This is a genomic window from Gilliamella apicola (assembly GCF_003202655.1).
In the GTDB taxonomy this organism is placed as follows: domain Bacteria; phylum Pseudomonadota; class Gammaproteobacteria; order Enterobacterales; family Orbaceae; genus Gilliamella; species Gilliamella apicola_R.
The window spans coordinates 1-15,636 of sequence record NZ_QGLR01000009.1; the positions used below are offsets into that span (position 1 = coordinate 1).

Genomic DNA, 15,636 nt, shown 5'->3' on the forward strand with positions numbered 1-15,636 from the left:
AAAAAATTCGCCACTATCGGGATAATGATTTTCATCAAGCGGTAGAAACCGTACACACTTATACTTACGATGCCTTTGGACGGCGTATCAGTAAAACGGATAAGCAAACCGGGGATAAAACCCTGTTTTTTTGGCAGGGGAATAAATTAATTACTGAATGTCATGCCGACGATGCCGATTTTAGTCCATCGGCGGTTCGCAATCAGGGGAGCAAAGCGGAAGACTACCGCTGTTGCAGCTATATTTACGAGCCGAGTGAGGATAGTTTTATTCCCCTGGCGCAGTTACAGGGGCGGGGGCGCGGTGGTCAGATCTACTACTACCTAACCGATCAACTAGGCACACCGCAAGAGCTAATCAGCGCCAATGGAGATATCGTCTGGAGTGGTATTTACAAATCCTACGGTCAAATTGCTATAGCCGCCGGCACAACCGCCCAGAATCTACGATTTCAGGGACAGTATTTTGATCAAGAGTCGGGATTACACTATAATTTTAACCGTTACTATGATCCCTATTGTGGTCGCTATTTTAGCCAAGATCCGATAGGGCTATATGGTGGCGAAAATACCTATGCTTATGTGTTTGATCCCCTCGCATGGATTGACCCATTGGGATTAGCGAAAGTACCTAAAATAGAAGTAAATGGACAGAATCAAATAACTTCAGCATCCGCAATAGTTACGAAAGCTGATATAGGAACAGGAACGCCAACTAACCAGAAAGCACGTGATTGGGCCCGTTCGAGAGGTGGTACCCAAAAAGATGATGCAGGCCATATATTAGGTGCGCTTTTAGGTGGTTCAGGCACTGATACAGATAACATATTCCCTCAATTAAAGAAGATAAATCGTGGTGATTATCGGGTTTTTGAAGGTAAAATTAGAAACTATATAAACAAACATGGAACAGTAAATTTAGAGTGGAAATTTGTATACGCAAACGGTGGAACGCGACCTACCCAGATTACTTATACCGTTAAACAAGGAGGTAGGGTGGTGTTATATGAAGAGTTCGACAATTAATAGAGGATGCATTATGGAACCTAATATACAAGAAGCAGTAGCAGTACTAAAAAAATTTATTATCGCAATGAATAAATGGGAAGTATATTATTGTACTTTAAGCATGGACTACGTTGACAAAGGTGAATATGAAAAGTTAAATTCCCTGCGCCCCAAAAAGAGAGAGGAGCTTAATGCAATATATAATACTTATCTTACTTTAAGAGAGCGGAAATATGGTAGGCAATCTTCTTTAAGAGTAGGATATCCAGCAGAATATTCTCCCGATGAAGAAATACTGGCAACCGAAGTGTTAAAGAAGAATAAAATTGCTATTGAAACCCAAGATCATTCTATCTTGGAATATCGCTATCGTTATACACTTCACTATAAAAATAAAGAGTGGCGAATCGATAAAAAAGAAGTCTATAGAGACGAAGACGATAAATGGGAAATATTGCCATTATAGTGGGTAGTTAAATTAAAGTTTAGCGATATTAATTTGCAGTAAGTGCAGCAAACTTTTAAATCGCAGTTTTAAATATAGTTCACTCTTAATATACATCGTTGCCATCTTCAATCAGTTAAAACCGGTCAGGTTTTAACTGAACCTTCATATTTTACCTATTTAAAATACAGATACTAGAAGACTAGCCTAATAAACGGCGTAATTAACATGAAATAAAATCATGTAAACCACTATTTTCTTCATCTATTTCTAATCTACCCTAACCGCAGTTTAGGCAAGTTGTTTGATAAACGGGGTAATTGACATGAAATCAAATCATGTAAACCACTATTTTCTTCATCTATTTCTAATTTATCCTAACCGCAGTTTAGGCAAGTTGCTTGATAAACGGCGTAGTTGACATGAAGTTAAATCATGTAAACCATCATTTTCTTCATCTATTTCTAATTTATCCTAACCGCAGTTTAGGCAAGTTGCTTGATAAACGGCGTAGTTGACATGAAGTTAAATCATGTGAACCACTATTTTCTTCATCTATTTCTAATCTATTCTAACCGCAGTTTAGGCAAGTTGTTTGATAAACGGCATAATTGACATGAAGTTAAATCATGTAAACCATCATTTTCTTCATCTATTTCTAATTTATCCTAACCGCAGTTTAGGCAAGTTGCTTGATAAACGAAATAATTGACATGAAATAAAATCACCCAAACCACTATTTTCTTCATCTATCTCTAATCTATCCTAACCGCAGTTTAGGCAAGTTGTTTGATAAACGGCGTAGTTGACATGAAGTTAAATCATGTGAACCACCATTTTCTTCATCTATTTCTAATTTATCCTAACCGCAGTTTAGGCAAGTTGCTTGATAAACGGCGTAGTTGACATGAAATCAAATCACCCAAACCACTATTTTCTTCATCTATCTCTAATCTATTCTAATTTAAAAAAGTGTTAGATAATCTAAATATTTACATTGGTTTGCATAACCGGATTAATATACTTGTGCTTAAACCATGGCAGCGTTATTATCTGTAATGGTATTGATAAATTAGCTGGTTAGAAAACGGAGGGACGCATTATGGAACTTAATATACAAGAAGCAGTAGCAGTACTAAAAAAATTTATTATCGCAATGAATAAATGGGAAGTATATTATCATACTTTAACTATGGAATACGTTGACAAAGGTGAATATGAAAAGTTAGCACCCTTGGACGCCAAAAAAGGAGAGGAGCTTAATGCAATATTTAACACTTACTGTACCTTAAAAGAGCGAAAATACGGTAGGCAAGCGGCTTTAGATACTCAATATCCACCAGAATATTCTCCCGATGAAGAAATACTGGCAACCGAAGTGTTAAAGAAGAATAAAATTACCATTGAAACCCAAGAGCATTCCGTTATGAAATATCGCTATCGTTATACGCTTCACTATAAAAATAAAGAGTGGCGAATCGATAAAAAAGAAGTCTATAGACGCAGAAACGATAAATGGGAAAAATTGTCATTATAGTGGGTAGTTAAATTAAAGTTTAACGATATTAATTTGCAGTAAGTGCAGCAAACTTTTAAATCGCAGTTTTAAATATAGTTCACTCTTAATATACATCGTTGCCATCTTCAATCAGTTAAAACCGGTCAGGTTTTAACTGAACCTTCATATTTTGCCTATTTAAAATACAGATACTAGAAGACTAGCCTAATAAACGGCGTAATTGACATGAAATAAAATCATGTAAACCACTATTTTCTTCATCTATTTCTAATCTACCCTAACCGCAGTTTAGGCAAGTTGCTTGATAAACGGGGTAATTGACATGAAATCAAATCATGTAAACCACTATTTTCTTCATCTTCTAATTTATCCTAACCGCAGTTTAGGCAAGTTGCTTGATAAACGGGGTAATTGACATGAAATCAAATCATGTAAACCACTATTTTCTTCATCTATCTCTAATCTATCCTAACCGCAGTTTAGGCGATTTGTTTGATAAACGACATAATTGACATGAAATCAAATCATGTAAACCACTATTTTCTTCATCTATTTCTAACCTATCCTAATTTAAAAAAGTGTTAGATAATCTAAATATTTACATTGGTTTGCATAACCGGATTAATATACTTGCACTTAAACTATGGCAGCGTTATTATCTGTAATGGTATTGATAAATTAGCTGGTTAGTAAATGGAAGGATGCATTATGGAACCTAATATACAAGAAGCAGTAGCAGTACTAAAAAAATTTATTATCGCAATGAATAAATGGGAAGTATATTATTATAATTTAACTATGGACTACATGGACCAAGGTAAAAAGTTAACTCCCCTGAGCCCCAAAAAGAGAGAGGAGCTTAATGCAATATATAATACTTATCTTACTTTAAGAGAGCGGAAATATGGTAGGCAATCTGCTTTAAATGTAGGATATCCACCAGAATATTCTCCCGATGAAGAAATACTGGCAACCGAAGTGTTAAAGAAGAATAAAATTGCCATTGAAACCCAAGATCATTCTATCTTCGAATATCGCTATCGTTATACACTTCACTATAAAAATAAAGAGTGGCGAATCGATAAAAAAGAAGTCTATAGAGACGAAGACGATAAATGGGAAATATTGCCATTATAGTGGGTAGTTAAATTAAAGTTTAGCGATATTAATTTGCAGTAAGTGCAGCAAACTTTTAAATCGCGGTTTTAAATATAGTTCACTCTTAATATACATCGTTGCCATCTTCAATCAGTTAAAACCGGTCAGGTTTTAACTGAACCTTCATATTTTGCCTATTTAAAATACAGATACTAGAAGACTAGCCTAATAAACGGCGTAATTGACATGAAATAAAATCATGTAAACCACTATTTTCTTCATCTATTTCTAATCTATTCTAACCGTAGTTTAGGCAAGTTGCTTGATAAACGACATAATTGACATGAAGTTAAATCACCCAAACCACTATTTTCTTCATCTATTTCTAATCTATCCTAACCGTTAATTTAGACGATTTACTTGATTCTGTATTTATTTCCAATTTATTCTGACAGTTAACTTATGAGACTAGCCTAACCTAGAAGGGGGGTAGATAATCTAAATAAGTATATTGGTTAGCAAAAGTTGATAAACATACTTGTGCATATTTTAATCTAGCGCTATTGTTTACTATGATAGTTCCAGTTCCCTAGATTAAAGGAAATAACCATAAGGAAATTGTATAATCATGACAAAGACAACATATAATAATCCTTATCATCCATATCCATATGAGATGCGCGGACAATTTGCAGAAAAACAGGAGAAAGATAAGACTCGTTTTTTTGAGGTTCATTCATTTAAATATGATGAAGAAGAAATTAAATGGTTAAAAGAAAATGATATGTTTGAACACTCTGGATATGACACATATATCGAACGGTTAAATAGACCAATTACTGATAGTGATATTGTTTTTTATTTGTATTATATTAAAACTTATTATGCGGATCCTAATCAAGACGATCCTGAATTATTTAATGAAAGCACTTATTGTCATGAACGTTATTATTTTCAAAACATTGATGAATTACTCGAATTTGCTAATCATAAGTGGGGATTGGTTTTAAGTGATTTTGTACAGAAACATAAAACTCATATACCATCATATTAAAAACAGTTAACAGCCGGATAGCCATCCGGCTTTTTATAAAATTAATTATTAGTTACATAGCCTTATTCCACTTATGTTTTGGTACTAGTTAATCACCATTAATCAAATCAGGTAGACCGTTATTTTTTGCATCTATTTCTAATCTATCCTAACCGTAGTTTAGGAAATTTGTTTGATAAACTACGTAATTGACATGAAGTTAAATCACCCAAACCACTATTTTATGCATCTATTTCTAATTTATCCTAACTGCAGTTTAGGCAAGTTGTTTGATAAACGGCATAATTGACATGAAGTTAAATCACCCAAACCACTATTTTCTTCATCTATTTCTAATCTATCCTAATTTAAAAAAGTGTTAGATAATCTAAATATTTACATTGATTTGCATAACCGGATTAATATACTTGTGCTTAAACTATGGTAGCGTTATTATCTGTAATGGTATTGATAAATTAGCTGGTTAGTAAATGGAAGGATGCATTATGGAACCCAATATACAAGAAGCAGTAGCCGTACTAAAGAAATTTATTATCGCAATGAATAAATGGGAAGTATATTATGGTAATTTAACTATGGACTACGTAGACAAAGGTGAATATGAAAAGTTAGAATCCTTGGACCCCAAAAAGGGAGAGGAGCTTGATGCAATATATAATACTTATCTTACTTTAAGAGAGCGGAAATATGGTAGGCAAGCTGCGTTAAATACTAGATATCCACCAGAATATTCTCCTGATGAAGAAATACTGGCAACCGAAGTGTTAAAGAAAAATAAAATTGCCATTGAAACCCAAGATCATTCTATCTTGGAATATCGCTATCGTTATACGCTTCACTATAAAAATAAAGAGTGGCGAATCGATAAAAAAGAAGCTTATGATGACAAAGACGATAAATGGGAAAGGTGGATTCTGTAGAGGATAGTTAAATTAAGGCTTAACGATTTTAATTTGCAGTAAGTGTAGTAAGCTTTTAAATCGCAGTTTTAAATATAGTTTAAGTAATAAAAAGCATTATAAGTTAAATATCATACTAGCTAAATGTAAAACGAAAATTAAGCTTGATATACTAACCAGTGCTGAAAGTTAGGAAACGATAATGTTAATATATTTTATCTAGTTTCAGTTCAATGATTTTGCATAAGAAGGTTAACTTGACCACGTGACTTATTTGCTTAATAATCAAGTATATTAAAATAGGTTATATTTATAACTAAATAAGGATGATATATGAATTTTTATAAAAATTTATTTGCTAAAAATAAAAAACTTGACCAATCTGGAGAAAATCAAGAAAAGCAAACATTTGAAGATCTTATCGAACAATATATTGGACTTGCTTTTGAAAAGCAAATGGATCTTGAAGATATTATTTACGGTAAGCCTTGGCAAATTGATATGGCCAAACAGCAACTTGTTTTTGGCGATGATTTATATTGTTCTTTTCAGCTATTGGGAACCTTTTCGCATTCATCCGAGACTTGGCTTTGGGCTTGGGGTAATGAACAATCACAACTTCCGAAAAATATTATCGAGCAGTCTCTTGAGCTTAAAAAAATTGGTGAAAAGAACAATATTGAATTATTAAAATTTCCCAAATTTGATGCCACCGAAGACGATCTACATTTATTTGGAATTATTGCTAGTGGTATGTTTAATTCAAGTGGTTATTATGTTGCTGATTATGGTCAAGGTACATTGGTGTTAACTTTTAATAATGAAGATATTGAACAAATTCATAAAAAGAACGACACTCATAACCGCGTTGCTAGCGTAATCCCGCAATTAATTGCCAATTATGACGTTAATCACTATGCTGCAATAAAACACTATTTGCTGGCTAAAAATTATCAAATAACCTTTGATGATGGTTTAAAATTGATCGCAACCAAAGGGGAAAACCAAATCAGTGCAGAATTTGATAATTCATCGCGCTTAATTGGACTAAAAGGTTAAAAGCGATTATTAGTGAGAACATAGATAAAAGTTTATTAACAAAATATTAATTAGGTAGAAAATAACTAAACATTTATGTTATATGCCATAAGAATGCTCATATAGTTGTATATGCTCTAAGGAGGATTCTTATGTTTGCTTTAATCTGGCGCTATTATTTGCCGTGATAGTTTCAGCTCGATAGATTAAAAGGAATAAACATAAGGAAATTTTATAAGTATGACAAAGACAACATATAATAATCCTTATCATCCATATCCATATGAAATGCGCGGGCAATTTGCAGAAAAGCAATAGAATGATAAAACTCGTTTTTTTGAGCTTGATTCAATCAAATATGATGAGGAAAAAATTAAATCGTCAATAGAAGATGATTCATATAAATACTCTTTAAGTGAAATTTATATCGAACGGTTAAATAGACCAATTACTGATAGTTATAATGTTTTTTATTTGTATAAGATTGAATCTTATTATGCGGATCCTAACCTAGAGAAACGTGATTTATTCATTGACAGTATAAATTCTTATGAGCGCTATTATTTTCAAAAAATTGATGAATTACTCGCGTTAGTTGATTATCGGTGGGGATTGGTTTTAACTGATTTTGTACCGATTTATGAAACCCATATACCACAATATTAAGAACAGTTAAACGCCGGATAGCCATCCGGCTTTTTGTAAAATTGATTATTAGCGGTATAGCCGTATTCCTCCTCTGTTTTTGGTAACTAGTTAATCACCATTAATCAAATCAGGTAGACTGTGATTTTTTGCATTTATTTCTAATCTATCCTAACCGCAGTTTAGGCGATTTGTTTGATAAACGACGTAATTGACATGAAATTAAATCACGCAAACACCATTTACTGTATTCATTGCTAATTTATCCCAACCGTAATAGCCGTTATGACTAATAAATTGAGTAAGTATTATCATAAGTTCGATATCGCGAAGCGACATATCAAGCGAAAATTAAACCAGTGTTATAACGGCAGTTCACCAAAAGGTAGCGAAAACGTTAATAGATTTTATCTATCTCAATCTCTATGATTTTACATAAGAATAGTTAACTTGACTGTATCAATCGTTTGCTTAATAATTGAGCATGCAAAACCGGAAGTGAGTCATGATAAAAAGCTTTTAGGTTATTTTTCTTACTTAATCGCTGAAATAGCAACTAGCAAATTGATAACATCATCTTAAAAAATTTATTGGGTGAATTTATAAAAATTAAATTATTTAAAATAATGAGTAATATTTAGATCTAAAAGGAAGGACGATATGAAATTATGGAAAAAATTATTATCAAAAATTAAAAAATTTGACCAATTTGTTGTAGAGCAAGCGAAACAAGATCCCAATATTCAAAAATACTTAACCGCTACTATAATTCGCAAAGTTATTTATCTACCAGGTAAATTATTGAATCTGGTAGTAAGTTAATATTATTGAATAATTGAGATAAAGGAGGTAATACCAATGAAAAAATATTTAGTTTTACTGATGTTATTGACAATATCACTAACTAGTTATGGTTCTCAGTTGCAAAATGAAACAGAAGTTCCTGCCCAATTTAACACACTCTTTTATGTTAGTAGCGAGCCTGATGGTCGTTTGTCTAGAGACATTAAAGAGTCACAACGCGACAATGGCGTAATTTTAACTAATCTTAATACCGAACAATATCAAGGAAAACACCCATTACAAGCCCTTATTGAACAATATGGAGGGAGTAGTTTTGAAAAACAAATGGATTTAGAAGATCTTATTGTCGGTAAGCCTTGGCAAATTGATATGGATGAACAGGAACTTGTTTTTGATGATGATTTATTATGTTCTTTTCAGTTATTGGGAACCTTTTCGCATTCGACCAAAACTTGGCTTTGGGCTTGGGCAAATGAACAATCAGATCTTCCTATAGATGTGATCGAGCAGTCTTTTGAACTTAAAAAATATGGTGAAAAGAACAATATTGATTTATTTAAAAAGGCTAAATTTGATGCCACCGAAGACGATCTCCCTATATTTGGACTTATTGCTAGTGGTATGTTTAACTCAAGTGGTTATTATGTCGCTAACTTTGGTTCAGGTACACTGGTGCTAACCTTTAACAATAAGGAAATTGACCAAATTCATAAAAAGAACGACACTCATAACCGCGTTGCTAGCGTAATCCCGCAATTAATTGCCAATTATGACGTTAATCACTATGCTGCAATAAAACACTATTTGCTAGCTAAAAATTATCAAATAACCTTTGATGATGGTTCAAAGCTGATCGCAACCAAAGGTAATAAACAAATTACCGCAGAATTTGATAATTTATCGCGCTTAATTGGACTAAAAGGCTAAAAGCGATTATTAGTGAAAACAGAGATAAAAGTTTATTAACAAAATATTAATTGGGTAGGAAGTAGAAAAATTCTGTTTTGAATATATAAATGACTGATTAGAAATAACAGAGAAAATAGCTGTTCTTTTACTCCGTTTTACTAATTGGTCAGTTATATTATGTTAAACTCAACCGAAAAAACGATAGTATATTCCGTTGAGAGCTTGGTTGTAGAACGAAAATATCAATTAAACTTTTTAAGGTAATATTAAATTTAGCAGCCAAGCACCAGTATTAAATTTTAGGTCTAAATCCCAAATAGCGAAAACAATAGATATAGTCATGATTGAAAGTATTATAAGCAGTATTAAGTTGATTACAGATCCCGGTATTTCGTCTGAAATAGATGTTTTTTTTCGAGATAAGGAGTGTGTTTTTGATTATGAAGTTTCAACTAAAGATAGTAAATATTTTGTGGAAGTTGAATTGAATCAACCTTCGAGAACAATAGCGAGCGAGTTATTTATGTCTCTGATATCCTTTATTCAATATTCTCGTTTTACTTATTATCAACGGAATTTATTAGATAACACTATCATATATGAGTTAGTTACCGCAATTGATGATAGGGAGGGATTTTATTGTAAAGTTATATTTAAATAATAAATAGATATTAATTTTTATTACAGTAAATATCTGCCAACTAAGGAATGCTATTTTACTGTTATTATCGTTGAAACTCACTTCTAAAAATCCAACACTATAACGTTGTTGAAAAATTGTTCTAAAAACGCATATCAAAGCAATAAATCGATTGTTAATTCAGGAAAAAAAGTTATAAATATCATGCAAATAGCATAATATATTCTGTTTTGTATCATAAAAAATAGTTTTTTACTGCGATATTGTGTATATTATGTTAGTATTAGTTTTACACTAGAAGTAGAATAACAGAACTTTTTTAATTTAAATAGTAGTTAGGTAATAGTAATGGTTGTTTAATTTATGTAAAGGTGGTGTATCTATGAGTAAAAGTACCAGTGTTGCTCCAAAAGAGAGAATCAATATTAAGTACGTGCCGGCAACAGGCGATCAGGTTGAAGAAAAGGAATTACCTCTAAACCTAGTTGTTGTTGGTGATCACAAAGGTAGAGCTGAAGATAAATCGATCGAAGAACGTCAGCTAGTCTCTATAAACAAAAATAACTTCAATGATGTAATGGAAAAATCAGCAATAAATTTGTCATTTAACGTGCCAAATAAGCTGGAAGATAATTCAGATGATGAATTGTCAATCAATCTTGATATCAAAAATCTTTCTTCTTTTAATCCTGATAACATTGCACAACAAGTACCAGAAATCAATAATTTAATCCAATTGCGCGAAGCACTCACTGCTCTAAAAGGTCCTATGGGAAATATCAAAGCTTTTAGAGAGGCGATTGCTAATGTATTGACTGATGAAGTATCAAGAAAAAATTTATTAGATGAGTTAAAACTTTCTGAGAACGAATAACTTTCTTGTATATATAGTAATTATGGGATTAATAATAAATTAAATAAGGAATCTGGTATATGTCTAAAGCAGAATCTAATGCTCTTCAAGAATCAACAGTAGTTCAAGAAAGTAGCCTACTTGATCAAATCATGTCGAAATCTCGCCTAGAGCCGTCAGAAGAAGGTTATGAAACCGCTAAAAAAGGTGTAGCTGCCTTCATCGCTAAAATGTTAGAAAGCGACAATAAAGAAGAACCGATTAATAAGATACTTGTTGATCAAATGATTGCCGAGGTGGATAAAAAAATATCTGCACAAATGGATGAAATTTTGCATCATGAAAAATTCCAACAAGTTGAAAGTGCTTGGCGTGGAATAAAATTATTGGTTGATAGAACAGATTTTCGTGAAAATATTAAAATTCAATTGATGCATGCAACCAAAGAAGAGTTATTGGAAGATTTTGAATATTCACCTGAGATAGTGCAAAGTGGCTTTTTTAAACACATTTACTCAGCTGAATATGGGCAATTTGGTGGTGAGCCTGTTGCTGCCATTATTGGTAACTATGCTTTTACCGCAGGCGCTCATGATATTAAATTATTGCAATATGCGACATCTGTTGGTGCGATGGCTCATGCTCCATTTATTTCAGCTGTGTCTCCTAAGTTTTTTGGCGTGGATAGTTACACTGAACTTTCGTCAATTAAAGAACTTAGTTCAATTTTTGAAAGCCCAGCTTATGCCAAATGGCGTTCATTCAGAGAGTCTGAAGATGCTCGATATTGTGGTTTATTAGCAGGTAATTATCTTGCTCGCTTACCTTATTCGATTTCAGACAATCCTATTAAAACGTTTAATTATAATGAACAAGTAGACGATAATCATAATCACTTCTTATGGGCCAATTCAGCGTTTACTTTTGCATCACGTATTACTGAAAGTTTTGCCAAATATCGTTTTTGCGCCAATATTATTGGTCCTCAAAGTGGTGGGGCAGTTGAAGATTTGCCTGTCCATTTATATGAGTCAATGGGTGAACTTCAAGCAAAAATTCCTACAGAAACACTTATTTCTGATCGACGTGAATTTGAATTATCGGAACAAGGCTTTATTGCTTTAACGATGAGAAAAGGTTCGGATAATGCAGCATTTTTCTCCGCAAATTCAGTACAAATGCCTAAACGATTCGCAAATACGAAAGAAGGAAAAAATGCTGAAACTAACTATAAACTAGGTACACAGTTGCCTTATATGTTTATCATTAATCGATTAGCACATTATATTAAAGTGTTACAACGTGAACAAATTGGTTCTTGGAAGGAACGAGCTGATATAGAACGCGGTTTAAATGTTTGGCTTAAACAATATGTGGCTGATCAAGAAAATCCTCCTGCAGATGTTCGTAGTCGTAAACCATTACGTGCGGCGCAAGTTGCTGTTTCTGATGTTGAAGGCGATCCAGGTTGGTATCAAGTAGAATTATTAGTTCGCCCACATTTTAAATACATGGGTGCTAATTTTGAATTATCATTAGTTGGCCGCTTAGACAAAGAATAAAATTTGTTATGGCAGCCTTGTTAAGATGGAAGAACGATCAACAGCAAAGCTTGTTTGATCGTATAAATACTGAGTCCAATCGAGATGATTATCGAGTAGATAAAAATCGATTGGATTCGATTAAGTATAATTTATCTAGAATTCTTAACAGCCGTCCAGGTGGTTGTCAAAGTGCAAAATCTATCGGTGTTGTTGATTTAAATGATGCAACTATAAGTGCATCAGAAATTAGAGCTGAAGTTTGTCGGGCTATCAAAGACTGTATAATGCAATATGAACCACGCATTGTTGAAGTCACGGTGGTTTCTCGAACAAATGAAGATGATGCATTGACAATGCAATTCGAAATCCTAGCGGTTGTGAAAGATGAGCTGGGTACGGATAACGTAACGTTCAGAATGTATATTGATAATAGGCAACATTACTTTTTTGATTAATTCAGGATTGACCTTATGTCGTTAGTTGCAGAACAATTTCAGGATGAAATCACATTTGTTCGAAATGTAGTGCGTGATTTTGCTAAAGTTAATCCTCAATTACTTCAGTTTATAATTGAGGAAGAGACAGATCCCGATGTCGAAAGGCTTATTGAAGGGCTTGCTTATATTACAAGTACGCTTAAATTAAAGCTAAAACATGATTTTCCTGAATTAATCCAATCGCTTTTGGTTTTACTGTGGCCAAACTATTTAAAACCGATTCCGAGCCTAACTATTCTTGAAGCATCAATCAACGATGAAACCCAACAAGTGATGTTGCCTAGAGGAAATAATGTCTATTATCAAACTCAAACTTTATTTCCTTATACTTTCCAAACTTGTCGTGATTTGATAGTTACTCCATTGATTATTAGTGATTTACAACTCTCACGTCAGTTACAAAATGATTCGCTGATTATTCATTTTAAGTTGGATACTAACTTTAAACCTCGTAATCTTAATGATCTTCAATTTTATCTTGGTGAAGATAGTTATGTCGGTTCGATTTTGTATATGATGCTAATGAATTATGTAGAATCTGGTTGTATTGTAATTAATGGTGTTGAATTGCCCCTCACTAATTTACAATTTAGTCCAATTGGTTTTAGTCGTGAACAATCTCTATTGCCTTACGCAGAGAACACCAATAAAGGATTTAGAATTCTTCATGAATATTTTGCTTTTCCTGAAGCCTTCCTTTTTTTGCAGCTTTCTCATCAAGATGATCATATACTACCTGATAGCATTGATTATTCAGAGTTTCAATTAAAGATCTCCTTTAGTCACATGTTTGATTCTCGAATTAAATTACGTAAGAACATGATTAAGCTTAATTGTGTGCCGGCGATAAATTTATTTTCTCATGATAGTGAACCGATTCTTCTCGATGGCAAAAAAGAGAAATATCCATTAGTAGCTAGCTATCAAAATAGTGACCAATTCGAAATTTTTACTGTAACAAAAGTTGAAAGTGGTTCAAGGCGAAATAAGAACGGTAAAAAGAGAGCTGAATATGTTGATTTTAATAGTTTTGATCATCAACATCAATTTGATAAAGGTAGAGACAAACTCTTTTATAATGTCGTAGAAACGCAAGATAAACGTACGTTAGCAATTCGTCACTGGCTCTCTTTTATACGTGGAGACGAAGAGAATTGGATCAATAAGATTGAAACAATCTCTGTCACCTTATTATGCTCAAATAAAGATAAACCCTCTAACTTAAAAATTGGAGAATTAAAACAAGTTATTTCATTGGAAAATCATATACAGGTATATTTAACTAATATTATTCGTCCCACCTTGCAATTAGTGCCAATGATTGATGAAACTCAATATTGGACAACAATTTCAAATTTAGCAAAAAATTATAATTCATTATTACAAAAAGATATCTTGAAGCAACTTTTTCAAAGCTATCATTTTCCTGCAATGCATAACAGACAAGAAGAAAAAAGTTTATTAAAAGTCATTAGTGGTATTGTGGAAATTGATTCAAAGCAAGTCGAACGTAAATTGAAAAATGGTCTTATTGTTAGAGGAGTTGAAACTTACTTATATTTAAGTCAATCAGTCTTTAAATCCGAAGGTGACCTTTATGTATGGAGTACTGTATTGGCTCACTTTTTTGCTCAACAAGCCGCATTAAATTCATTTCATTTGTTAAATGTGATCAATGTTGATAATCAGGAGCACTACACATGGCCAGTGAAAATCGGGCAGCACTTGCTGATATAGACCCGAAAACATATAGTTTTTATCAACTGCTAGAGTTAATTTATAAAATATACGATCGGCAGGATGATTTAAATAAGGATATTTTTCCTGAAGATGAATTAGTTCGCTTTAAGTCAAGTGGTACCTTAGCTTTTCCTAAAAGTGATATTGCTGATTTAAAAAAGGATAAAGATGGACATTATCTTTTAGAAACCACCTTTTTAGGGCTTCAAGGTAGTCAGTCTCCTTTGCCAAGTTTTTATCTGGAAGAGTTAGCTTGGAGTTATGCCCAAGATGAACCAGGTATGAACAATTTTCTTGATTTATTCAATCATCGTTTCACGACGCTTATTCACCGTATTTGGCGGAAATATCGTTATTATATTTCTTATAAAGACGGAAAAGATTCTTTTTCCCAAAGAATGTTTGCATTCGCTGGTTTAGAAAATCCAATGATAAGGCAAGCATTAAAAATTAATCACAGCAAAATGTTATCTTATGTAGGATTACTTTCTGATTCTACACGTTCTCCCGAAGTAATTAGTGGCTTAATTGCTCATTGCTTTGATTTAGATGATGTTTCGATTATTTCATGGCAAGAGAGGCTAGTACCTATTCCAGAAGATCAACAGACTAACTTGGGTGAAAAAAATAGTGAGCTAGGTGAAAATTTTGTTATTGGTGATTGTGTTGATGATTGTAATGGAAAATTTATTTTATGTTTAGGTAATTTGACGGTTAAACGTTATCTCTCTTTTTTACCTTCCGGTGATACGTTTGAACCATTGAAAACGTTTGTGTCATTTATTTTACGTGATCAGTTTGCCTTTGATGTCAAACTTTCCCTAGCTAAAAATCAATTAACTGAAATGACGTTAGGTGATGACATTAGTTGTTTATTAGGTTGGACTACTTTTATTGGTGAAATGCCAGATTATCCAAGTGTTACCATTTGTATGAGAGAATAA

Annotated in this window: 16 protein-coding genes; all 16 read left to right on the forward strand. The window is 32.8% G+C overall.

Annotation, left to right across the window (positions count from 1 at the left end):
• Nucleotides 1-1,025 (forward strand): RHS repeat-associated core domain-containing protein (locus DKK70_RS17325; RefSeq protein ID WP_181415913.1); only part of this gene is annotated, 1,025 nt, incomplete at its 5' end.
• A 13-nt stretch (nt 1,026-1,038) separates the two neighbouring features.
• A complete protein-coding gene (locus tag DKK70_RS04745; RefSeq protein ID WP_181415914.1) occupies nt 1,039-1,473 on the forward strand; it encodes an NTF2 fold immunity protein in 435 nt (144 codons plus the stop codon).
• A gap of 1,081 nt (nt 1,474-2,554) precedes the next feature.
• Nucleotides 2,555-2,989, forward strand: coding sequence for an NTF2 fold immunity protein (locus DKK70_RS04750; protein WP_110432951.1), 435 nt, complete (start codon nt 2,555-2,557; stop codon nt 2,987-2,989).
• A gap of 675 nt (nt 2,990-3,664) precedes the next feature.
• A complete protein-coding gene (locus DKK70_RS04755; RefSeq protein WP_219999685.1) occupies nt 3,665-4,108 on the forward strand; it encodes an NTF2 fold immunity protein in 444 nt (147 codons plus the stop codon).
• A 589-nt stretch (nt 4,109-4,697) separates the two neighbouring features.
• The gene (locus DKK70_RS04760) at nt 4,698-5,123 is read left to right on the forward strand and encodes a hypothetical protein (RefSeq protein ID WP_110432953.1); all 426 of its coding nucleotides are present in this window, start codon (nt 4,698-4,700) and stop codon (nt 5,121-5,123) included.
• 485 nt (nt 5,124-5,608) lie between these two features.
• Nucleotides 5,609-6,043 (forward strand): NTF2 fold immunity protein, encoded by a 435-nt coding sequence (locus tag DKK70_RS04765; RefSeq protein ID WP_181415915.1) that lies wholly within the window; start codon nt 5,609-5,611, stop codon nt 6,041-6,043.
• A 312-nt stretch (nt 6,044-6,355) separates the two neighbouring features.
• Nucleotides 6,356-7,081 carry a DUF6882 domain-containing protein gene (locus DKK70_RS04770; RefSeq protein WP_110432955.1) on the forward strand — a complete coding sequence of 242 codons (726 nt, stop codon included), beginning with the start codon at nt 6,356-6,358 and terminating at the stop codon, nt 7,079-7,081.
• 453 nt (nt 7,082-7,534) lie between these two features.
• Nucleotides 7,535-7,726, forward strand: coding sequence for a hypothetical protein (locus DKK70_RS04775; RefSeq protein WP_110432956.1), 192 nt, complete (start codon nt 7,535-7,537; stop codon nt 7,724-7,726).
• Nucleotides 7,727-8,365: 639 nt separating this feature from the next.
• Nucleotides 8,366-8,527 carry a hypothetical protein gene (locus DKK70_RS16690; protein WP_181415916.1) on the forward strand — a complete coding sequence of 54 codons (162 nt, stop codon included), beginning with the start codon at nt 8,366-8,368 and terminating at the stop codon, nt 8,525-8,527.
• A 36-nt stretch (nt 8,528-8,563) separates the two neighbouring features.
• Nucleotides 8,564-9,436: a DUF6882 domain-containing protein gene (locus DKK70_RS04780; RefSeq protein ID WP_110432957.1), complete on the forward strand. Its 873-nt coding sequence runs from the start codon at nt 8,564-8,566 to the stop codon at nt 9,434-9,436.
• A gap of 322 nt (nt 9,437-9,758) precedes the next feature.
• Nucleotides 9,759-10,079, forward strand: a complete 321-nt coding sequence (locus DKK70_RS04785; protein ID WP_110432958.1) for a hypothetical protein — start codon at nt 9,759-9,761, stop codon at nt 10,077-10,079.
• A gap of 361 nt (nt 10,080-10,440) precedes the next feature.
• Nucleotides 10,441-10,932 (forward strand): type VI secretion system contractile sheath small subunit, encoded by a 492-nt coding sequence (gene tssB, locus DKK70_RS04790; RefSeq protein WP_110432959.1) that lies wholly within the window; start codon nt 10,441-10,443, stop codon nt 10,930-10,932.
• Nucleotides 10,933-10,991: 59 nt separating this feature from the next.
• Nucleotides 10,992-12,473, forward strand: coding sequence for a type VI secretion system contractile sheath large subunit (gene tssC, locus DKK70_RS04795; RefSeq protein ID WP_110432960.1), 1,482 nt, complete (start codon nt 10,992-10,994; stop codon nt 12,471-12,473).
• A gap of 8 nt (nt 12,474-12,481) precedes the next feature.
• Entirely contained in the window at nt 12,482-12,910 is a 429-nt protein-coding gene (gene tssE / locus DKK70_RS04800; RefSeq protein ID WP_110432961.1) for a type VI secretion system baseplate subunit TssE, read from the forward strand.
• A 15-nt stretch (nt 12,911-12,925) separates the two neighbouring features.
• Nucleotides 12,926-14,689, forward strand: a complete 1,764-nt coding sequence (gene tssF / locus DKK70_RS04805) for a type VI secretion system baseplate subunit TssF (RefSeq protein WP_110432962.1) — start codon at nt 12,926-12,928, stop codon at nt 14,687-14,689.
• Nucleotides 14,653-15,636 carry a type VI secretion system baseplate subunit TssG gene (tssG, locus tag DKK70_RS04810; protein WP_110432963.1) on the forward strand — a complete coding sequence of 328 codons (984 nt, stop codon included), beginning with the start codon at nt 14,653-14,655 and terminating at the stop codon, nt 15,634-15,636. Before tssF ends, tssG begins: the two co-directional genes overlap by 37 nt.

What these genes read in the sequence shown, in the direction of transcription:
- tssB (WP_110432959.1), top strand. Translation starts at nt 10,441, where the DNA reads ATGAGTAAAAGTACCAGTGTTGCTCCAAAAGAGAGAATCAATATTAAG.
- DKK70_RS04755 (WP_219999685.1), top strand. Translation starts at nt 3,665, where the DNA reads ATGGAAGGATGCATTATGGAACCTAATATACAAGAAGCAGTAGCAGTA.
- tssE (WP_110432961.1), top strand. Translation starts at nt 12,482, where the DNA reads ATGGCAGCCTTGTTAAGATGGAAGAACGATCAACAGCAAAGCTTGTTT.
- DKK70_RS04745 (WP_181415914.1), top strand. Translation starts at nt 1,039, where the DNA reads ATGGAACCTAATATACAAGAAGCAGTAGCAGTACTAAAAAAATTTATT.
- tssG (WP_110432963.1), top strand. Translation starts at nt 14,653, where the DNA reads ATGGCCAGTGAAAATCGGGCAGCACTTGCTGATATAGACCCGAAAACA.
- tssF (WP_110432962.1), top strand. Translation starts at nt 12,926, where the DNA reads ATGTCGTTAGTTGCAGAACAATTTCAGGATGAAATCACATTTGTTCGA.
- DKK70_RS04760 (WP_110432953.1), top strand. Translation starts at nt 4,698, where the DNA reads ATGACAAAGACAACATATAATAATCCTTATCATCCATATCCATATGAG.
- tssC (WP_110432960.1), top strand. Translation starts at nt 10,992, where the DNA reads ATGTCTAAAGCAGAATCTAATGCTCTTCAAGAATCAACAGTAGTTCAA.
- DKK70_RS04785 (WP_110432958.1), top strand. Translation starts at nt 9,759, where the DNA reads ATGATTGAAAGTATTATAAGCAGTATTAAGTTGATTACAGATCCCGGT.
- DKK70_RS04750 (WP_110432951.1), top strand. Translation starts at nt 2,555, where the DNA reads ATGGAACTTAATATACAAGAAGCAGTAGCAGTACTAAAAAAATTTATT.
- DKK70_RS04765 (WP_181415915.1), top strand. Translation starts at nt 5,609, where the DNA reads ATGGAACCCAATATACAAGAAGCAGTAGCCGTACTAAAGAAATTTATT.
- DKK70_RS16690 (WP_181415916.1), top strand. Translation starts at nt 8,366, where the DNA reads ATGAAATTATGGAAAAAATTATTATCAAAAATTAAAAAATTTGACCAA.
- DKK70_RS04780 (WP_110432957.1), top strand. Translation starts at nt 8,564, where the DNA reads ATGAAAAAATATTTAGTTTTACTGATGTTATTGACAATATCACTAACT.
- DKK70_RS04770 (WP_110432955.1), top strand. Translation starts at nt 6,356, where the DNA reads ATGAATTTTTATAAAAATTTATTTGCTAAAAATAAAAAACTTGACCAA.